This window comes from Mesorhizobium sp. BE184 (genome assembly GCF_031457045.1).
In the GTDB taxonomy this organism is placed as follows: Bacteria; Pseudomonadota; Alphaproteobacteria; order Rhizobiales; family Rhizobiaceae; genus Mesorhizobium.
Window position 1 is genome coordinate 154360 of sequence record NZ_JAVDVU010000004.1, and the last position, 19656, is coordinate 174015.

The following is a 19656-nucleotide window of genomic DNA, read 5'->3' on the forward strand; positions in this document are numbered from 1 at the left end:
GTGTTCCGTACCACCGACATAGTCCTGATCGCTGTCATGGTTTCGGCTGCGGCCCTGACCTACAAGATCAAGCGCGAGGCCGAGGAACAGCAGACGGTGGTGCACCGGCTGCAGGCACAGATCAACGCCGAGGAAGACACGATCGACCTGCTGAAGGCCGACTGGAGCCTGTTGACGCAACCCTCACGGCTGCAGAAGCTGGCAGAGATCTACAAATCCCAGCTGGCGCTCGAGCCGGTCGATCCGCACCAGATCGTCAAGCTGGACGATATCCCCATTCGGGCGCTGACGATCGAGGATCTGTCGGCGGACCCAGGTGGCGACATGGCCGACAACGGCCAGGACAAGACGGTCGATCAGACGGTCACTGGAGCGGTGCGATGATCGGCAAGCTGCTGAAAAGGGCCTCGACGGCCGCATCCGACGGCTCCATCGTGTTCGACAGCGCCCGCAAGGCGACCGGGGGCCGCACCAGGACGCGCACTGTCATGACGATGGCAGTGTTCTTCGCCATTTATTCGACGATTGCCGGGCGGCTGGTCTATCTCGGCTTCCAGGACCCGGATACCTCCGGGGTTCCGGCGAGTCGCATCACCGCGTCGCGACCCGACATTGTCGACCGCAACGGCGAGGTGCTGGCGACCGACATCAAGACCGCGTCGCTCTATGCTGAGCCGCGCCACATCGTCGATGCCGACGAGGCGATCGAGCGGCTGGCGACGGTGCTGCCCGAGATCGACTACGAGCAGACCTATCGCAAATTGAAGAGCGGGGCGGGGTTCGTCTGGCTGCAGCGCCAGCTGACGCCGAAGCAGCAGGGCGAAATCCTGCAACTCGGCATACCGGGCATCGGCTTCCGCACCGAGAAGCGCCGGTTCTACCCAGGTGGCGAAACCGCTGCCTATGTCGTTGGCCTGACCAACATCGACAATCAGGGCATCTCCGGCATGGAGAAATATATCGACGAGCAGGGCCTTTCGGACCTGCAGCAGTCGGGGCTCGCCATCGCCAAGGATCTGAAGCCGGTGCAGTTGTCGATCGACCTGCGCGTCCAGCATGTCGTGCGCGACGAGGTGGCGATCGGCATGGAGAAATATCATGCGATCGCCGCCGGCGCCGTCGTGCTCAACATCAAGACCGGCGAAGTGCTGGCGATGGCGTCGGTGCCGGATTTCGATCCGAACAATCCCTATAACGCGCAGGACAAGGACCGGCTGAACCGCATGTCGGCCGGCCTTTACGAAATGGGCTCGACTTTCAAGAGCTTCACCACGGCCATGGCGCTGGATTCCGGCAAGGTCACCATGGACACCAAGTTCGATGCGACGCGCCCGATCCGCATCGGCCGCCAGACCATTCACGATTTCCACGGCAAGGGCCGCTGGCTGACGGTGCCGGAGGTGTTCATCTACTCGTCCAACATCGGTTCGGCCAAGGAGGCCGACGTGGTCGGCATCGACGGCCACCGCGAGTTCCTGCATCGCCTCGGCATTCTTGAAAAAATGCAGACGGAATTGCCGGAAGTCGCCAGGCCGACCGAGCCGAAAGTGTGGAAGAAGGTGCACTCCATCACCATCGCCTTCGGACACGGCGTCTCGACGACGCCGCTGCAGACGGCGGTGGGTTGTGCTGCGCTTATGAGCGGTTTCCTGATGGAGCCAACCTTCCTGCGCCGCACGCAGGAAGAAGCGATGGCGACCGCCAAGCGCGTGGTCAAGGATACCACGGTCGCGGGGATGCGCTATGTCTACCGCCTCAACGCCGAGAAAGGCTCAGGCCGCAATGCGCGCGTGCCGGGCTACCGCGTCGGCGGCAAGACCGGAACCGCGGAAAAGGTCGTCAACGGCCGCTATTCCAAGGAAAAGAACTTCAACGCCTTCGTCGCGGCGTTCCCGATGGATGACCCGCAATACATCGTTTTGAGCATCGCCGACGAGCCAAAGGCGGAAAAGCCGGGCATGGGCGCCACCGCGGCGTCGAACGCCGGCATGATTGCCCACAACATCATCGCCCGTTCGGCCGCCATGCTTGGCGTGAAGCCAGATTTCAGCCATGAAAATGATCCAACGCTGGTTTCCTTCCAATGATTCTTCCGGCGTTTCCGCACAGGCCGGCGGAATTGCCCTTGCGCCCGATGCGCGTCCATTCGTTGCAATGACTGGGATTCGATGAAGCTTAGAAATCTAGCCGGTATCCTGCCTGTCGAAGGGTTCTCCGACACCGCGGTAACCGGCGTTTCGTCGGATTCCCGGCAGGTCGTGCCGGGAACGCTTTTCTTTGCGCTCGCGGGCACGAAGGCTGACGGCATGGCCTATGCCGCCGACGCCGCCAAACGCGGTGCTTCCGCCATCGTGACCTCGACGCGCGGCAGCACCGGCGTTTCGGTTCCGGTTATTGAGGTAGAGGACGCGCGCCTGGCGCTGGCGCTGACGGCGGCTAAATTCTATGGCCGGCAACCCGAGACGATGGTCGCCGTGACCGGCACCAGCGGCAAGACCTCGGTGGCGGCCTTCACCCGCCAGATATGGGAGCAGGCGGGTTATGCAGCCGCCTCCATCGGCACCACAGGGGTGGTGGCCCCGGGCCGCAACGACTACGGCTCGCTGACGACGCCGGACCCGATCGCCCTGCACAAATTGCTCGCCGAACTCGCCGATGCCGGCGTCAGCCACGCCTCGATGGAAGCATCCAGCCACGGCCTCGACCAGCGCCGCCTCGATGGCGTCAAGCTGAAGGCCGGCGGATTCACCAATCTAGGTCGCGACCACATGGACTATCACCCGACCGTCGAGGCGTACCACCAGGCCAAGATGCGGCTGTTCGAGGCGCTGCTGCCGAAGGGCGCGCCGGCGGTGATCTTCGCCGACGATCCGTGGTCGGAACCGACTATCAAGGCTGCAACGGCATCGGGCCTGGATGTACTGACCGTCGGGCGGCACGGGAATTTCCTCAAGCTGAAGCGTGTCGAGCACGAACGCCATCGGCAGCGCGCCGAGGTCGAGTTCGAGGGCGTGCTGCGCGAGATCGACCTGCCGCTTGCCGGCGATTTCCAGATATCCAACGCGCTCGTCTCGGCAGGTCTGGCGATCGCGACCGGCACGCCGGCGGACAGGGCGCTTGCCGCGCTGGAGAAGCTGAAGGGAGCGCCGGGCCGCCTCGACCTCGTCGGCACGACCGTCGGTGGCGCGCCGGTCTATGTCGACTACGCCCACAAGCCCGATGCACTGGAGAATGTGCTCGCCTCGGTGCGGCCCTTCACCACCGGGCGCGTGGTCGTCGTGTTCGGCTGCGGCGGCGACCGCGACACGGGCAAGCGTCCGATCATGGGCGAGATCGCAGCGCGGCTGGCGGACGTGGTGATCGTCACCGATGACAATCCGCGTTCCGAAGTTCCCGAAGCCATCCGTGCTGCGATCCTCGTGGCTGCCCCCAGCGCCATCGAGATCGGCGACCGGCGGCGGGCGATCCATGAAGCGGTAGCGATGCTGAGGGCGGGCGATACGCTGATCGTCGCCGGCAAGGGCCACGAGGAAGGGCAGACCGTAGGGTCGCAGACCCTGCCGTTTTCCGATCATGAAGAGGTGCGGGCGGCGCTGAAGGAGCGCGCAGCATGACCCTTTTATGGACTTCGGATGCGTTGGTGCAGGCCATGGGTGGACGGCCTTTCGGCACCCTGCCGGCTGGCATCACGGGCATTTCGATCGACAGCCGCAGCCTGAAGCCGGGCGACGCCTTCTTCGCCATCAAGGGCGACGCGATGGACGGCCATGATTTCGCAACCGCCGCCGTCAAGGCCGGCGCTGCGGTGCTGGTCGTGGCCGAGGGGCGGCTGGCCGGGCTCGGCCGTCTCACCGCGCCGATGATCGTGGTGCCTGACGTTCTCGTCGCGCTGGAGAAGCTCGGCATCGCGGCGCGGCAGCGCACGAGCGCGAAGGTCATCGCGGTGACCGGTTCGGTCGGCAAGACCTCGACCAAGGAGGCGCTGCGCCACACCCTTGCAACTGTCGGCACCGTGCACGCCTCCGACAAGTCCTTCAACAACCACTGGGGCGTGCCGCTGACGCTGGCGCGGCTGCCGCAGGACACCGATTATGCCGTGTTCGAGATCGGCATGAACCATCCCGACGAGATCCGTCCGCTGGTGAAGATGGTGAGGCCGCACGTCGCCATCGTCACGCTGATCGCGGCGGCGCATCTCGGCTTCTTCCGCAATCTCGACGAGATCGCCAAGGCCAAGGCCGAAATCTTCGAAGGCATCGAGCCGGGCGGTTCGGCGCTGCTCAACCGCGACGATCCGCGCGCCAACATGCTGGGCAAGATGGCGCGGGCCGCCGGCGTCGAGCATGTCTACGGCTTCGGCGAGAACGCGCGCTCGACCTACCGGCTGCTGGACTACGCGCTGCATGCCGATCATTCCACCATCACCGCCAAGATTGGCGGGCGCGAGATCGTCGCCCGGGTCGGCGCCGCGGGCCGCCACATGGTGCAGAACGCGCTGGCCGTGCTTGGCGCGGCGCATCTGGTCGGCGCGGATGTGCCCTCGGTCGCCTTGGCGCTCGGCGATCTTTCGGCCGAGGCGGGCAGGGGCAAGCGCCATAGGCTGCGTCACCCGAAAGGCACGATCACGCTGATCGACGAAAGCTACAACGCCAACCCGGCCTCCATGCAGGCAGCGCTTTCCCTGCTCCAGGCCGCGCCGGTCGGCGAGGGCGGGCGGCGGGTCGCCGTCCTCGGCGACATGCTGGAACTGGGCGAACATTCGGCAAAGCTGCACGCCGCTCTGGCCGGACCGGTCAAGGAAGCCGGCGTCGATGTGCTTCTGCTGGCCGGGCCGCACATGCAGGGACTGGCCGAGGCTTTGTCCGGCGAAGTCGAGGTCGTCCACCAGCCAACGGCGGATGATTTGAAGCCCAAGCTGATGGCCATGGTCGAAGGCGGCGACACCGTCGTCGTCAAGTCTTCGAAGGGGGTCGGCTTTTCCAGGCTGATCGATGCGCTGCTGAAGAAATTTCCGGCGGAAGCGCCTGTCAAGGGACAGGGCTAGGGTCGGACCGGGGGACAAACGCATGTTTACGCTGCTCGTCGATTTCGCGGAAGATTTCCAGGCGTTTAACGTCTTTCGCTACATCACTTTCAGAACCGGCGGCGCGCTGATCACCTCGGCGCTGATCGTGTTCATCTTCGGCCCTGCGATCATCAATTCGCTGCGCCTGCGGCAGGGCAAGGGCCAGCCGATCCGCGCCGACGGACCGCAGACGCATTTCAAGAAGGCCGGCACGCCAACGATGGGCGGCCTGATGATCCTGACCGGCATCATCGGGTCGTCGCTGCTGTGGGCCAACCTGACGAGCGTCTATGTCTGGACGGTGCTGCTGGTGACGGTCGGTTTCGGTGCTATCGGCTTCTACGACGACTATCTCAAAGTGACCAAGCAGTCGCATCTCGGCTTTTCCGGCAAGGCGCGGCTGGCGCTGGAATTCATCATCGCCGGCATCGCCGCCTGGGTCATCATGCACAACGGCCAGGAGCCGTTCTCGTCATCGCTGGCCTTCCCTTTCGCCAAGGAATTCCTGATCAACCTCGGCTGGTTCTTCATTCCGTTCGCAGCCTTTGTCGTCGTCGGCGCGGGCAACGCCGTCAACCTGACAGACGGCCTCGACGGACTCGCCATCGTGCCGATCATGATCGCCGCCGCGTCCTTCGGCGTCATCGCCTATCTGTCGGGCAACGCGGTGTTCGCCGAATACCTGCAGATCCATTTCGTGCCCGGCACGGGTGAACTGGCGGTGGTGCTCGGCGCGGTGATCGGCGCCGGTCTCGGCTTCCTCTGGTTCAACGCGCCGCCGGCGGCGATCTTCATGGGCGACACCGGCTCGCTGGCGCTCGGTGGCCTCATCGGCACGGTGGCCGTTGCCACCAAGCACGAGATCGTCATGGCCATCGTCGGCGGCCTGTTCGTGGTCGAAATCCTGTCGGTGATCATCCAGGTCGGCTATTTCAAGATGACCGGCAAGCGCGTCTTCCTGATGGCGCCGATCCACCACCATTTCGAGAAGCTCGGCTGGACGGAGAGCCAGGTGGTGATCCGCTTCTGGATCATCGCCGTCATCCTGGCGCTGGTCGGCCTCTCCACCCTCAAGCTCAGGTAGGCCCGTGATTCCCGCAACGACCTTCGCTGGCAAGCGCGTTTCGCTGTTCGGGCTCGGCGGGTCCGGCATAGCGACCGCGCTCGCGCTGAAGGCGGGCGGGGCTGACGTTCTGGCCTGGGACGACAATCCGGACAGCGTGGCCAAGGCCGCCTCGCAGGGCATCGCAACCGCCGATCTGCGCGAGGCCGGCTGGTCCGGCTTTTCGTCGTTCGTGCTGTCGCCGGGGGTGCCGCTGACGCATCCGAAGCCGCACTGGACCGTCGACCTGGCGCATCAGGCGGGCGTCGAGATCATCGGCGATGTGGAGCTGTTCGTGCGCGAGCGTGCGAAGCAGTCGCCGGATGCGCCCTTCATCGCGATCACCGGCACCAACGGCAAATCGACCACAACGGCGCTGATTGCGCATGTGCTGAAATCCGCCGGACGCGACACGCAGATGGGCGGCAATATCGGCCGCGCGGTGATGACGCTCGATCCGCCTGCGCCCGAGCGGCACTACGTGGTCGAATGCTCATCCTATCAGATCGACCTGGCGCCCTCGCTCGATCCGACGGCCGGCATCCTGCTCAACCTGACGCCCGACCACCTCGACCGGCATGGCTCGATGGAGCATTACGCCGCGATCAAGGAGCGGCTGGTAGCCGGCAGCCGGACGGCCATCGTCGGGGTCGATGACGACTGGTGCGCCAAGATCGCAGACCGGCTGGAGCGCGCCGGCAGTGATGTCGTGCGCATCTCCAAGCGGCGGGCGCTCGCGGACGGTTATTTCGCCGACGGCGCGAACCTGATGGAAGCAGCCGGGGGCCGCGTCAGCCGTGTCGCCTCGCTGGACAGCATCGGTTCGCTGCGCGGCCAGCACAATGCGCAGAATGCGCTCGCCGCCCTGGCCGCCTGCCTCAAGGTCGGGTTGAGCGCCGCGGAAATCCAGTCAGGCCTGCAAAGCTTCCCCGGGCTGGCGCACCGCATGGAGCAGGTCGGCCGCAAGGGACATGTCCTGTTCATCAACGATTCCAAGGCGACCAATGCCGATGCCGCGGCACCGGCGCTGTCGAGCTTCGAGCGCATCTACTGGATCGCCGGCGGACTGGCGAAGGAAGGCGGCATCGAGCCGCTGCGCGACTACTTTCCGCGTATCGCCAAGGCTTACCTGATCGGCGAGGCGGCGCCGGCCTTCGCTGCGACTTTGGGCGAGGCGGCGCCTTACGAGATCGCCGGCACGCTGGCGGCGGCGGTCGAGCACGCGGCTGCAGATGCGGCCCGCGAAACGGGCAGCGAGGCGGCGGTGCTGTTGTCGCCGGCCTGCGCCAGTTTCGACCAGTTCAAGAATTTCGAGGTTCGCGGCGAAGCCTTCAGGCAAGCTGCGAATGCTATCGAGGGTGTCGAACCCATCGGAGGGAATTGACTATGGCACGCGCGAGCCGTCTGGATAAAAGCCCGGTCGCCACATGGTGGTGGACCGTCGATCGATGGTTCCTGGCGGCCTTCCTGTCGCTGATGGGGCTGGGCATCGTGCTGTCCTTCGCCGCAAGCCCGGCGGTCGCGCAACGCATCGGCCTCGATCCGTTCCATTTCGCGACCCGCCAGATCATCTTCACCGTGCCGGCGCTGGGCGTGATGCTGGCGGTTTCGTTCCTAGATTCGCGTCAGATCAGGCGCACGGCCCTGCTCATGCTCGGCGTCATGCTGGTGCTGATGGTGGCCGTTCTTTACGTCGGCGTCGAAGTAAAGGGCGCGCGGCGCTGGATTTCCTTCGCCGGCCTGTCGATCCAGCCGTCGGAATTCCTCAAGCCGGCCTTCGTGGTGATCTGCGCCTGGTTGTTCGCCGAGCACAAGCGTCACCCCGATATTCCGGGCAACCTGTTCGCCATGATCCTGCTCGGCCTTGTGCTCGCCCTTCTGGTGGCGCAGCCCGATCTCGGCCAGACGATGCTGGTGACCGGCACCTGGGGTGTCATGTTCTTCATGGCAGGCCTGCCGTGGCTGTGGATCATCGTGCTCGGCGCGACGGGCGCCGCCGGCCTGTTCGCGGCCTATACCGTGTTCCCGCACGTCGCCGGCCGCATCGACCGCTTCCTGACCGGAGAGGGCGATACGTTCCAGGTCGACATGGGCCACGAGGCGCTGGTCAATGGCGGCTGGTTCGGCGTCGGTCCGGGCGAGGGGACGATCAAGCGCGTCATTCCCGACAGCCACGCCGACTTCGTCTTCTCGGTCGCAGGCGAGGAGTTCGGCCTCGTCATGTGCTTCTTCATCATGTCCATCTTCGCCTTTATCGTTCTGCGCGGGTTGAACGCCGCCATGAAGGAACATGACGATTTCAGCCGCTACGCGGTCGGCGGGCTGGTCACCGTGTTCGGCCTGCAATCGGCCATCAACATGTGCGTGAACCTGCAGCTCATCCCGGCCAAGGGGATGACCTTGCCGTTCATCTCCTATGGCGGCTCCTCGCAGATCGCCATCGCCATCTCCATGGGCATGGTGCTGGCGCTGACCCGCAAGAAGCCGGAGAAACGCCGTCCGATCGGCTTCGGCGGCGTTGCCCAGCATCCGATGCCGGCGGAATAGATGGCGAGAGGTGTCATCCTCCTCGCAGCGGGCGGCACCGGCGGGCATCTGTTTCCCGCCGAGGCGCTTGCGCATGAATTGAAGGAACGCGGCTGGACGGTGCATCTGGCCACGGACGACCGCGTCAACCGTTTTACCGGCCATTTCCCGGCTGCCGGCGTTCACCAGATCCAGTCGGCGACGATCGGCTCGCGCAACCCGCTGGCGGTGGCCGCCTCATTCTGGTCGATCTGGCGCGGCGTGCGACAGGCGTCCAGCGTGATTGCGCGCATCAAGCCCGACGCCGTGGTCGGTTTTGGCGGCTATCCGACCCTGCCGCCGCTCTATGCCGCGACGCGGCGCCGGGTGCCGTCGCTGGTCCATGAGCAGAACGCGGTGATGGGGCGCGCCAACCGCGTGCTCGCGCGCCGGGTCGATGCCATTGCCGGCGGGTTTCTCGCCGAAGACGAAAGCGCCGCCGGTGCGAAGACGGTGACGACCGGCAACCCTGTTCGTCCGGCGGTGATCGAAGCAGCCGCAACGCCCTACACACCGTCGCGGGGCGATGAGCCGTTCCATCTCCTGGTCTTCGGCGGCAGCCAGGGCGCGCAGTTCTTCTCCGATGCGGTTCCGGCGGCGATCGCTCTGCTTTCCGAGGCGCAGCGGCGGCGGTTGAAGATCGTGCAGCAGGCGCGCGCCGACGACGTCGCGCGCGTCAAGGAGGCCTATGGTGCCTTGAGCGTGGAAGCGCAGGTGTCGCCCTTCTTCACCGACATGGCGCAGCGCATCGCCGCTGCCCATCTGGTGATGTCGCGTTCCGGGGCCTCGACCGTGTCGGAGATCGCCGTTGTGGGCCGGCCGGCCCTGCTGGTTCCCTATCCGCATGCGCTCGACCATGACCAGGCGGCCAATGCTGCCGCGCTGGCCGCGGCCGGCGGCGCCGAGGTGCATCCGCAGGCGACGCTGTCGCCGGAACGCATCGCCGAGCTGATCGGCGGGCTGATGGACGACGCGGACAGGCTTGCCGGCATGGCGGCGGCGGCGAAATCGGCCGGAAAACCGGACGCGGCGCGGTTGCTCGCCGACCTGACAGAGGCTATTGCGTCCGGCAAAACGGTTTCGGAATTCAGGAAGGATATGAGCGCATGAAGATGCCGGAGACCATCGGTCTGGTGCATTTCATCGGCATTGGCGGCATCGGCATGAGCGGCATCGCCGAGGTCCTGCACAATCTCGGCTACCAGGTGCAGGGTTCGGACCAGGCCGACAGCGCCAATGTGCAGCGGCTGCGCGACAAGGGTATCGAGTGCTTCGTCGGCCATCGCGCCGAGAATCTCGGCAAGGCCGAGGTGGTTGTCGTGTCGACCGCCATCAAGAAAGCCAATCCTGAACTGAAGGCGGCGCGGGAAAAACTGCTGCCGATCGTGCGGCGCGCCGAAATGCTGGCCGAGCTGATGCGGTTTCGCCAGGCGGTCGCCATCGGCGGCACGCATGGCAAGACGACGACGACCTCGATGGTCGCGACGCTGCTCGACGCCGGCGGACTCGATCCGACCGTTATCAATGGCGGCATCATCAATGCCTACGGCACCAACGCCCGCATGGGCGACGGCGAATGGATGGTGGTGGAGGCCGACGAAAGCGACGGCACTTTCCTGAAATTGCCGGCGGACGTGGCCGTGGTCACCAATATCGATCCCGAGCATCTCGACCATTACGGCTCGTTCGACAAGGTGCGCGAGGCGTTCCGCCAGTTCGTCGAGAACGTGCCGTTCTACGGCTTCGGCGTCATGTGCACCGATCATCCGGAGGTGCAGACGCTGGTTGGCCGTATCGAGGACCGCCGCGTCATCACCTATGGCGAGAATGCGCAGGCCGATGTGCGCTTCACCAATCATCGCGTCGATGGCGCTGCCTCGGAATTCGATGTCGTCATCCGCGACCGCAAGAACGGCAGGACCGTCACCATGTCCGGGTTGCGCCTGCCGATGCCAGGCCGGCACAATGTATCAAACGCCACCGCCGCCATTGCGGTGGCGCATGAACTCGGACTCTCGGAAGACGCGATCAAGAAGGGGCTGGCTTCCTTCGGCGGCGTCAAGCGGCGCTTCACCCATACAGGGTCGTGGAACGGCGTCGAGGTGTTCGACGACTATGGCCACCATCCGGTGGAGATCAAGGCGGTGCTGGCGGCGGCGCGGGACGCGGCCAGGGGCAGGGTGATCGCCATCGCGCAGCCACACCGCTATACGCGTCTGCACGATCTGTTCGACGATTTCGCCGCCTGCTTCAACGATGCCGACACGGTCATGGTGGCGCCGGTGTACGCGGCGGGCGAAGATCCGATCGACGGCGTGTCGTCCGACGCGCTGGTTTCGCGCATCCGCTCCGGCGGGCATCGCGACGCGCGCTACATCGAGGGCGCGGAAGCCGTGGCGCCGATTGTGCGCGACATCGCAAAACCCGGCGATTTCGTCGTCTTCCTCGGCGCCGGCAATATCACCCAATGGGCCTATGCGCTGCCGCGCGAACTGTCCGAGGCCGCCGCTTGATGCAGGGCGACGCGCTTCTTCACAAACTCGGCGACAGGCTGGCCGGCCTGCGGGGCCGGCTGACGCCGAACTCCGACATGGACAAGATCACCTGGTTCCGGGCCGGCGGGCTTGCCCAGGTGCTGTTCCAGCCTGCCGACGAGGAGGACCTGGCGCAGTTCCTGCGCGCGGTGCCGGAAGAAATCCCCCTGAAGATTGTGGGCGTCGGCTCCAACCTTCTGGTGCGCGACGGCGGCGTGCCGGGGTTTGTCGTGCGCCTCTCGGCCAAGGGTTTTGGCGAGACGCAGGCGATTTCGCCGACCCGGCTGAAGGCCGGCGCGGCGACGCCGGACAAGCGCGTTGCAGCCGCGGCGCTCGAAGCCGGGATCGGCGGGTTTCATTTCTACCATGGCATTCCGGGCTCCATCGGAGGCGCGCTGCGCATGAACGCCGGCGCCAACGGCGTCGAGACCCGCGAGCGCGTGGTCGAGGTGCGGGCGCTCGACCGCAAGGGTGAGATTCATACGCTTACGAATGCCGACATGGGCTACGCCTACCGCCATTCGTCCGCGCCGGCCGGGTTGATTTTCACGTCGGCGGTGATGGAGGGGTATGCCGAGGACAAGGAAGCGATCAGGACGGCCATGGATGCGGTCCAGCATCATCGCGAGACGGTGCAGCCGATCCGCGAGAAGACCGGCGGCTCAACCTTCAAGAATCCGGAAGGCACCTCGGCCTGGAAGGAGATCGACAAGGCCGGCTGCCGCGGCCTGATGGTCGGCGGCGCGCAGATGTCGCCGATGCATTGCAACTTCATGATCAACACCGGTTCGGCCACCGGTTTCGAGCTGGAATATCTCGGTGAGACCGTGCGCGCCCGGGTGATGGAAAATTCCGGCATCCGCCTGCATTGGGAAATTCGCCGTATCGGCAATTTCCGCTCCGGCCGCGAGGTTCAGGAATTCCTCGGCCAGTTGCTCTGATCGATTGTCCTTTCCGTTGCTTTGCGGACTCAGTCGAACTTTTTCTTCCAAGTTTTTTCAGAAAGTGAATCCCTCGGAATCCGAAGCACTTGCCAGCGAATCAACTCTCTGATTCTGTGGGTTCAAGAGTTTCCTGATTTGAGTCGTGCAGCGCGTGCGGCGCGTTTTCCGTCCGGTGGGGCACCCAGCCGGAAGACGTCGGATTCAACTCCGGAATTGAAGTGCGGACCCGCCGTGAGAGGGAAATGACGGGGATATGAAAAACAAGCATGTGGCTGTCCTGCTAGGTGGTTTCTCGTCCGAGCGGCCCGTGTCCCTGTCTTCGGGAAAGGCTTGCGCAGATGCGCTCGAGGCTGAAGGCTACCAGGTCACGCGCGTCGATGTCGGACGCGATGTCGGCTCGGTGCTCGCCGATCTCAAGCCGGATGTCGTCTTCAATGCGCTGCACGGCCCGTTCGGCGAGGACGGCACGATCCAGGGCATCCTGGAATATCTCGCAATCCCCTATACGCATTCGGGCGTGCTCGCTTCGGCTCTCGCCATGAGCAAGGAGCAGTCCAAGAAAGTCGCCAGGGCGGCCGGCATTCCGCTGGCGGAATCCAAGGTCATGAACCGCCATTCAATCGGCGGCGAGCATCCGATGAAGCCGCCCTATGTGGTCAAGCCGGTCAACGAAGGTTCGAGTTTCGGCGTCGTCATCGTCAAGGAAGGGCAATCGCATCCGCCACAGGTGATCTCGTCGCCGGAATGGAAGTACGGCGATACGGTCATGGTGGAGCGTTATATCCACGGCCGCGAACTGACCTGCGCGGTGATGGGCGATGTGGCGCTCGGGGTGTGCGAAATCATCCCGACGGGCCATTCCTTCTACGACTATGATTCAAAATACGTCGCCGGCGGATCAAAACACGAAGTTCCGGCTAAAATTTCATTAAATATTTACCAAAAAATACAGACACTGGCACTCAAGGCTCACCAAGCAATCGGCTGCCGGGGCGTCTCCCGGTCGGACTTCCGCTATGACGACCGTCACTCCGAAAACGGCGAGGTCGTCTGGCTGGAAATCAACACCCAGCCGGGCATGACGCCGACCTCGCTTGTGCCGGAGATCGCCGCGCAAGCGGGTCATTCGTTCGGCGATCTGTTGAGCTGGATGGTGGAGGACGCTTCGTGTCTGCGTTGAGGTCGGGACAGATCAGGAGGACAGGTTCGGCCCGGACGCCGCTGTCGGCCTTGTCTTTCTCGTTCGATCATTTCGTCCTGCCGCGCTGGCTGCGCCGGCCGGTGCGCCTGCTTTCGCGCATGGGCAATGGCGAGGTCAACGCACCGCCTTATGCCGCGACCATCATGTCGGCGGTGTTCCTGGCTTCCAGCTCTCTTTACGGCGGCTATCTGGGCGGCCATCTCGATAGTTTCGTGCAGGCGGTCACCGCGCGCACCGGCTTTGCCGTCGATCAGATCAAGGTTGTCGGCAACCGCGAAACCTCCGAAATCGACGTTCTCGACAAGCTCGATCTCAATGGCTGGACCTCGCTGGTCGGCTTCGACGCCGAGGCGGCGCGCGAGCGCATCGCGACGCTGCCCTGGGTGCAGGAAGCCGCCGTCCGCAAGGTCTATCCGCATACGCTGGAAGTGCGCCTTGACGAGCGCACGCCGTTCGCGATCTGGCAGCAGGGATCGCAGCTTTCGGTCATCGAGCGTTCCGGCAACCGCATCGCGCCCTATGCCGGCGGCAACCAGGCGCAACTGCCGCTGATCGTCGGCTTCGGCGCGCCGGAACATGCGCCCGACCTGCTGGCCAAGCTGGCGCCGTATCCGGACCTGGCGTCGCGGGTCAAAGGCTATATCCGTGTCGGCGAACGGCGCTGGGACATCAAGCTCGACAACGGCATCACCGTGAAGCTGCCGGAAGTCGGCGAAGACAAGGCGATTGCCGATCTGGTGGCGATGGATCGCGACAAGGGCATCCTGTCGCGCAACATCGTCGCCATCGACATGCGCCTTGCCGACAAGCTGGTGGTGCAGCTGACGCCCGAGGCCGTCACCGAGCGGGCCGCGGCGCTGAAAGAAAAGCCGAAGGCGATGAAGCGCAAGCCGGAGGCACGGATATGAGCTGGCTTGGCGGTCAAAACGATGCCGGCGCGCGCCGTTCGGGCGTGCTGACGGCGCTCGACGTCGGCTCGAGCAAGGTCTGCTGCGTGGTGGCGAAGCTGAAGCCCTGCGACGACGGCAAGCTGCTGCGCGGCCGGTCGCATCGCATCCAGGTCATCGGCATCGGCCACCAGAAGTCGCAGGGCGTCAAATCTGGCGTGGTCGTCGATCTCGATCGCGCCGAGCACGCCATCCGCCTGGCGGTGGACGCTGCCGAGCGCATGGCCGGCCTGACTGTCGATTCGCTGATCGTCAACATGACGGCGGGACGGCTGAAAAGCGAAGGTTTCTCGGCGACGATCAATCTCGGCGGCCATGAGGTCGACGAGGCGGACATCAAGCGTGTGCTGGCCGCCGGCGCCAAGCAGGCGCTGCGGGCCGAACGCGAAGTGCTCCACTCGCTTCCGGTCGGTTTCTCGCTGGATTCGGAACGCGGCGTGCGCGATCCGCGCGGCATGGTCGGCGACACGCTGGGCGTGGACATGCATGTGCTGACCGGCGATTCCGCGCCGCTGCGCAATCTGGAACTCGGCATCAACCGCTCGCACCTCTCGGTCGAGCGCATGGTGGCGACGCCTTATGCCTCCGGCCTGGCGGCGCTGGTCGACGACGAGCTCGAAATGGGCGCCGCCTGCATCGACATGGGCGGCGGCACCACGACGATCTCGGTGTTTTCCGAAGGCAAGTTCGTCTATGGCGACGCCATTCCGGTCGGCGGCAATCATGTGACGCTCGATCTGGCCAAGGGGCTGTCGACCTCCATTGAGGCTGCCGAACGGCTCAAGGTCATGCATGGCTCGGCGCTGCCCGGCAGCGCCGACGACCGTGACCTGGTGACGATCCAGCCGATCGGCGAGGAAGGCGACGCACCGCTGCAGGTGCCGCGCTCGGTGATGACGCGCATCATCCGCGCCCGCATCGACGAAACGCTGGAAATGCTGCGCGAGCGCATCAACAAGTCCGGTTTCGGCAATGCCGTCGGCAAGCGCGTCGTGCTCACAGGCGGCGCGAGCCAGCTTTCCGGCCTGCCGGAAGCGGCGCGGCGGGTGCTGGGACGCAACGTTCGCGTCGGCCGTCCGCTCGGCGTGGCCGGGCTGCCGGAAGCGGCCAAGGGGCCGGCTTTCTCGACGGCGGTCGGCCTTTTGATCTATCCGCAGATGGCCAGCTTCGAGAGCCAATATGCGCAAGGAATGTCCCGTCTGAAGATGACGGGAACGGGTGGAACGTTCCATCGCATGAGTCAGTGGTTGAGGGACAGTTTCTAGATGTGGCGGGGCAACCCGTAGGTTTTGGATTTGGCGGGGCAACCCGTAAGCGGCCGCGACGGCGAAGCGGCGGGAAAGGCAAAGGACGAGGACTATGACAATCAATCTACAAAAGCCGGACATCACCGAGCTCAAGCCGCGGATCACCGTGTTCGGTGTCGGCGGTGGCGGCGGCAACGCGGTCAACAACATGATCACCGCCGGGTTGCGCGGGGTTGATTTCGTGGTGGCCAATACCGACGCCCAGGCGTTGACCATGTCGAAGGCCGAACGGCTGATCCAGCTCGGCGCGCACGTCACCGAGGGCCTCGGCGCCGGTTCGCAGCCGGAAGTCGGCCGGGCCGCCGCCGAAGAGTGCATCGATGAGATCATCGATCACCTGTCCAACACCCACATGTGCTTCGTCACCGCCGGCATGGGCGGCGGCACCGGCACCGGTGCTGCTCCCGTTGTTGCCCGCGCTGCCCGCGAAAAGGGCATCCTGACCGTCGGCGTCGTCACCAAGCCTTTCCACTTCGAAGGCCAGCGCCGCATGAAGACCGCGGACTTCGGCATCGAAGAACTGCAGAAGAGCGTCGATACGCTGATCGTCATCCCCAACCAGAACCTGTTCCGGCTGGCCAATGACAAGACCACGTTCGCCGACGCCTTCGCCATGGCCGACCAGGTGCTGTATTCGGGCGTTGCCTGCATCACCGACCTGATGGTCAAGGAAGGCCTCATCAACCTCGATTTCGCCGACGTCCGTTCGGTGATGCGCGAGATGGGCAAGGCGATGATGGGCACCGGCGAGGCTTCCGGCGAGGGCAGGGCGATGGCCGCCGCCGAAGCCGCGATCGCCAATCCGCTGCTCGACGAAACCTCGATGCGGGGCGCCAAGGGCCTGCTGATCTCGATCACCGGCGGCCGTGACCTCACCCTGTTCGAAGTCGACGAGGCGGCTACCCGCATCCGCGAGGAGGTCGACCAGGACGCCAACATCATTCTTGGCGCCACCTTCGACGAGGATCTGGAAGGCGTCATCCGCGTGTCGGTGGTCGCCACCGGCATCGACAAGTCGGCCGAACAGATCGCCGCCGCGCCGATTTCGATCCGTCCCGCGCAGCCCAAGCCGGTCGCGCGGCCTGCCACTGCCGAGATCCGTCCTGTCGCCCAGCCGCCGATCCAGGAGCCGCGTGCCGCCGATCCGGTGGCCGAGGCGATCCAGCAGGCTGAAGCGAACGCCGCCGCCATGGCCTTGCGCCCGGCGGCAGTGGAAGAGGCTCGTCCGCAGAGCAAGCTGTTCCAGGCGCCCGCTGCCCAGCCGCAGATGCAGCAGCCTGTCGCTCAGCCGGCTCCGCAGCCTGTGCAGATGCGCGAGATGGTCCAACCTGTGGCCGCGCAGCGTATGCCGCGGGTCGAAGACTTCCCGCCGGTCGTGAAGGCCGAAGTGGAAGCCAAGACGAACCCGATCGACCATGACAGCGGTCCGATGGGCTTGCTCAAGCGCCTCACCACGGGCCTGACCCGTCGCGAGGAGGAGCCTGCCAGACTGCAGCCGGCACAGCCGCGTGAGCCGAAACTGCGCCAGGCCGCGCCCGAGGTTCGCCGCCTTGCCGGTCATGACGCCCAGCTCTATGCGCCGCGTCGTGGTCAGCTCGACGAGCATGGCCGTCTGGCTCCGCAGTCGCAAAGGACTCAGGAGGACGATCAGCTGGAGATTCCGGCCTTCCTGCGCCGCCAGGCGAACTGACGTCCCCAAGTCCCGACGATTATCAACAGGCAAACGAGAGATCGTTTGCCTGTTGATGTTTTTAGCGCAACAGAATCAATCGCTTATTCGTGTCGTGGAAACGTCTTGTTTCGTAACAAAGAGTAAGAAACCGTGATTTGGCGTATATTCCGGGCACCACTATCTTCCACAAAACTTGAGGTGGCATGCGGCGTTTTGGGGATTTCGCCGGAGTGTCATGACAACCAAGAGCCGCAAACACGGAATTGACAAAGCGGACGCGGAAGCTTCGGGCGTGGGGTTGATCTTGCACGATTATCAAACGACGGTCAGATCGCGGATAACGCTGGAAGGCATCGGCGTTCATAGCGGCAAGCCCGTTTCCGTTCATTTCGTTCCTGCTGAAGCCGATACAGGGATCGTGTTCCACGTGCTGGGCGAGCACGGATCCGTCGTCAAGGAGCTCGGCGCGCTGGTGTCCGAAGTCGGCGCCACTGACCTGTGCACGCTGCTCGGCGATCCGGAGGGCTACCACGTCGCGACCGTCGAGCATCTGATGGCGGCGCTTTTCGGCATGGGCGTCGACAATCTCGTGATCGAGATCGAGGGCAGCGAGGTTCCTATTCTCGACGGCACCGCGATGGGGTTTGTCGAGGCGTTCGACCAGGCCGGCATCGAGACATTGTCTTCCAAGCGCCGCTATATCCGCGTGGTCAAGCCGGTGCGCATCGAAAATGGCGCATCCTGGGCAGAATTCCGTCCCTATGTCGGCACGCGGTTCGAGGTCGAGATCGATTTCGAGACGCCGGCCATCGGCCGTCAGCAATTCGCCTCCGATATGAATGCGGATATCTTCAGGCGGGACATCGCCCGCGCACGCACCTTCGGCTTCATGAAGGATGTCGAACGGCTGTGGGCGGCCGGCTATGCGCTGGGTTCATCGCTGGATAATTCGCTGGTCATCGGCGACGATCACAAGGTCATCAACATCGGCGGGCTGCGTTATCCCAACGAGTTCGTGCGGCACAAGACGCTGGACGCGATGGGCGACCTGGCGCTTGCCGGCGCGCGCTTCATCGGTTGCTTCCGCTCCTACCGCGGCGGCCATCGTCTGAACGCGGCGGCGTTGCGGCGTCTGCTTTCGGACCGCACCGCCTTCGAGGTTGTCGAAACGACGCGCCGGGATCGCGGCCGCACGGCCGAGATGAGCCCGGTGAGCGCGCCTGTTCATGCGCCTTGGGTGATCTGATCCCTTATCCGCCCGCAGACTGCCCCTTGCGCCGGCCTGTTGCCCAAATGTCACGCGCGCCAGCCGAAACCTGCTGTCCGCCGGCTGGGTGGGCTGCGCCACAAAAATGTGCGATTGCCGGACGATAGCGTTGCCGCACTGGGCAGTTATAGTCTATGGCTGCTCGCCGAATGACCGAAACGGTGCCGAAAGAGCGAACCGATCATGTTTTTCAGACGGGCTGATATAGCGAAAGCACCGGCAAGCGCCGCTTTCATCGCGGTGATTGCTGCGCCGCTCTTCCTTTCCGCCTGCATGTCGTCGGAGACCGACGTCGACCTGTCGACCTATGTCGACCAGACGGAGCCGGCCGATGTGCTCTACAATCAGGGCCTGGCCAACCTGAATTCGGGGCGGCTGGGCGAGGCGGCGAAGAAATTCGCCGCGGTCGACCGGCAGCACCCCTATTCTGAATATGCGCGCAAATCGATGGTCATGGGCGCCTTCACCAATTACCGGCAGGGCAACTACGACGATGCCATCAGTTCGGCCAAGCGCTATTTGACGCTCTATCCGTCCACCGAGGATTCGGCCTATGCCGAGTACATTATCGGCCTGAGCTACTACCGGCAGATCAAGGACGTGACGCAGGACCAGAAGGAAGCGCGCCAGACCATCCAGGCGATGCAGGATCTGGTCAACCGCTGGCCCGATTCCGAATATGCCGAGGACGCGAGAGCAAAAATGCGCTTCGCGCAGGATCAGCTCGCCGGCAAGGAAATGCAGGTCGGACGCTATTATCTGGAGCGCCGCGAATATATCGCCGCCATCAAGCGCTTCCGCACCGTGGTGGAGACCTATTCCAACACGCGCCATGTCGAAGAAGCCCTGTCTCGCCTGACCGAAGCCTACTACGCCATGGGCCTGACCGACGAGGCGCAGACTTCCGCCGCGGTTCTCGGCCAGAACTTCCCCGACAGCCCGTGGTACAAGGATTCCTACAAGCTGCTGCAGACCAAGGGCCTGGAGCCGCGTGAGAACGGTGCTTCCTGGATATCCAAGGCCGGAAAGATGATCACCGGCGCCTGATGCGG

Annotated in this window: 16 protein-coding genes; all 16 read left to right on the forward strand. The window is 64.6% G+C overall.

Annotated elements, in window-relative coordinates; translation table 11 throughout:
- The 16 genes from J2X35_RS18750 to J2X35_RS18825 all read left to right on the forward strand — a co-directional run bounded on the left by J2X35_RS18750 (nt 1) and on the right by J2X35_RS18825 (nt 19651).
- A complete protein-coding gene (locus J2X35_RS18750; RefSeq protein WP_056110541.1) occupies nt 1-384 on the forward strand; it encodes a hypothetical protein in 384 nt (127 codons plus the stop codon).
- Nucleotides 381-2087 (forward strand): penicillin-binding protein 2, encoded by a 1707-nt coding sequence (locus J2X35_RS18755; protein WP_310189002.1) that lies wholly within the window; start codon nt 381-383, stop codon nt 2085-2087. The genes J2X35_RS18750 and J2X35_RS18755 overlap by 4 nt, the downstream gene beginning before the upstream one ends.
- Nucleotides 2088-2168: 81 nt before the next feature.
- A complete protein-coding gene (locus J2X35_RS18760; protein WP_310189005.1) occupies nt 2169-3614 on the forward strand; it encodes a UDP-N-acetylmuramoyl-L-alanyl-D-glutamate--2,6-diaminopimelate ligase in 1446 nt (481 codons plus the stop codon).
- Nucleotides 3611-5044: a UDP-N-acetylmuramoylalanyl-D-glutamyl-2,6-diaminopimelate--D-alanyl-D-alanine ligase gene (locus J2X35_RS18765; RefSeq protein WP_310189008.1), complete on the forward strand. Its 1434-nt coding sequence runs from the start codon at nt 3611-3613 to the stop codon at nt 5042-5044. The genes J2X35_RS18760 and J2X35_RS18765 overlap by 4 nt, the downstream gene beginning before the upstream one ends.
- A gap of 22 nt (nt 5045-5066) precedes the next feature.
- On the forward strand, nt 5067-6149 hold the full coding sequence (mraY, locus tag J2X35_RS18770; protein ID WP_310189011.1) for a phospho-N-acetylmuramoyl-pentapeptide-transferase: 1083 nt from the start codon (nt 5067-5069) through the stop codon (nt 6147-6149).
- Nucleotides 6150-6153: 4 nt separating this feature from the next.
- A complete protein-coding gene (murD, locus tag J2X35_RS18775; protein ID WP_310189014.1) occupies nt 6154-7551 on the forward strand; it encodes a UDP-N-acetylmuramoyl-L-alanine--D-glutamate ligase in 1398 nt (465 codons plus the stop codon).
- 2 nt (nt 7552-7553) lie between these two features.
- Complete coding sequence (gene ftsW / locus J2X35_RS18780) at nt 7554-8714, forward strand: putative lipid II flippase FtsW (RefSeq protein WP_056110527.1); 1161 nt, start codon at nt 7554-7556, stop codon at nt 8712-8714.
- Nucleotides 8715-9842: an undecaprenyldiphospho-muramoylpentapeptide beta-N-acetylglucosaminyltransferase gene (murG, locus tag J2X35_RS18785; protein WP_310189017.1), complete on the forward strand. Its 1128-nt coding sequence runs from the start codon at nt 8715-8717 to the stop codon at nt 9840-9842.
- Complete coding sequence (murC, locus tag J2X35_RS18790) at nt 9839-11245, forward strand: UDP-N-acetylmuramate--L-alanine ligase (protein WP_310189021.1); 1407 nt, start codon at nt 9839-9841, stop codon at nt 11243-11245. Before murG ends, murC begins: the two co-directional genes overlap by 4 nt.
- A complete protein-coding gene (gene murB, locus J2X35_RS18795; RefSeq protein ID WP_405023245.1) occupies nt 11245-12207 on the forward strand; it encodes a UDP-N-acetylmuramate dehydrogenase in 963 nt (320 codons plus the stop codon). The genes murC and murB overlap by 1 nt, the downstream gene beginning before the upstream one ends.
- Before the next feature lie 256 nt (nt 12208-12463).
- The gene (locus J2X35_RS18800) at nt 12464-13390 is read left to right on the forward strand and encodes a D-alanine--D-alanine ligase (protein WP_310189026.1); all 927 of its coding nucleotides are present in this window, start codon (nt 12464-12466) and stop codon (nt 13388-13390) included.
- The gene (locus tag J2X35_RS18805) at nt 13378-14319 is read left to right on the forward strand and encodes a cell division protein FtsQ/DivIB (RefSeq protein ID WP_310189028.1); all 942 of its coding nucleotides are present in this window, start codon (nt 13378-13380) and stop codon (nt 14317-14319) included. The genes J2X35_RS18800 and J2X35_RS18805 overlap by 13 nt, the downstream gene beginning before the upstream one ends.
- Nucleotides 14316-15623, forward strand: a complete 1308-nt coding sequence (gene ftsA / locus J2X35_RS18810; RefSeq protein ID WP_056110514.1) for a cell division protein FtsA — start codon at nt 14316-14318, stop codon at nt 15621-15623. The genes J2X35_RS18805 and ftsA overlap by 4 nt, the downstream gene beginning before the upstream one ends.
- 94 nt (nt 15624-15717) lie before the next feature.
- On the forward strand, nt 15718-17355 hold the full coding sequence (gene ftsZ, locus J2X35_RS18815) for a cell division protein FtsZ (protein WP_056110512.1): 1638 nt from the start codon (nt 15718-15720) through the stop codon (nt 17353-17355).
- Between the two features lie 274 nt (nt 17356-17629).
- Complete coding sequence (gene lpxC / locus J2X35_RS18820) at nt 17630-18583, forward strand: UDP-3-O-acyl-N-acetylglucosamine deacetylase (protein WP_310189032.1); 954 nt, start codon at nt 17630-17632, stop codon at nt 18581-18583.
- A gap of 204 nt (nt 18584-18787) precedes the next feature.
- The gene (locus tag J2X35_RS18825; protein WP_056110510.1) at nt 18788-19651 is read left to right on the forward strand and encodes an outer membrane protein assembly factor BamD; all 864 of its coding nucleotides are present in this window, start codon (nt 18788-18790) and stop codon (nt 19649-19651) included.
- Nucleotides 19652-19656 lie beyond the last annotated feature (5 nt).

What these genes read in the sequence shown, in the direction of transcription:
- J2X35_RS18755 (WP_310189002.1), top strand. Translation starts at nt 381, where the DNA reads ATGATCGGCAAGCTGCTGAAAAGGGCCTCGACGGCCGCATCCGACGGC.
- J2X35_RS18760 (WP_310189005.1), top strand. Translation starts at nt 2,169, where the DNA reads ATGAAGCTTAGAAATCTAGCCGGTATCCTGCCTGTCGAAGGGTTCTCC.
- J2X35_RS18765 (WP_310189008.1), top strand. Translation starts at nt 3,611, where the DNA reads ATGACCCTTTTATGGACTTCGGATGCGTTGGTGCAGGCCATGGGTGGA.
- mraY (WP_310189011.1), top strand. Translation starts at nt 5,067, where the DNA reads ATGTTTACGCTGCTCGTCGATTTCGCGGAAGATTTCCAGGCGTTTAAC.
- ftsW (WP_056110527.1), top strand. Translation starts at nt 7,554, where the DNA reads ATGGCACGCGCGAGCCGTCTGGATAAAAGCCCGGTCGCCACATGGTGG.
- murG (WP_310189017.1), top strand. Translation starts at nt 8,715, where the DNA reads ATGGCGAGAGGTGTCATCCTCCTCGCAGCGGGCGGCACCGGCGGGCAT.
- murC (WP_310189021.1), top strand. Translation starts at nt 9,839, where the DNA reads ATGAAGATGCCGGAGACCATCGGTCTGGTGCATTTCATCGGCATTGGC.
- murB (WP_405023245.1), top strand. Translation starts at nt 11,245, where the DNA reads ATGCAGGGCGACGCGCTTCTTCACAAACTCGGCGACAGGCTGGCCGGC.
- J2X35_RS18800 (WP_310189026.1), top strand. Translation starts at nt 12,464, where the DNA reads ATGAAAAACAAGCATGTGGCTGTCCTGCTAGGTGGTTTCTCGTCCGAG.
- ftsA (WP_056110514.1), top strand. Translation starts at nt 14,316, where the DNA reads ATGAGCTGGCTTGGCGGTCAAAACGATGCCGGCGCGCGCCGTTCGGGC.
- ftsZ (WP_056110512.1), top strand. Translation starts at nt 15,718, where the DNA reads ATGACAATCAATCTACAAAAGCCGGACATCACCGAGCTCAAGCCGCGG.
- J2X35_RS18825 (WP_056110510.1), top strand. Translation starts at nt 18,788, where the DNA reads ATGTTTTTCAGACGGGCTGATATAGCGAAAGCACCGGCAAGCGCCGCT.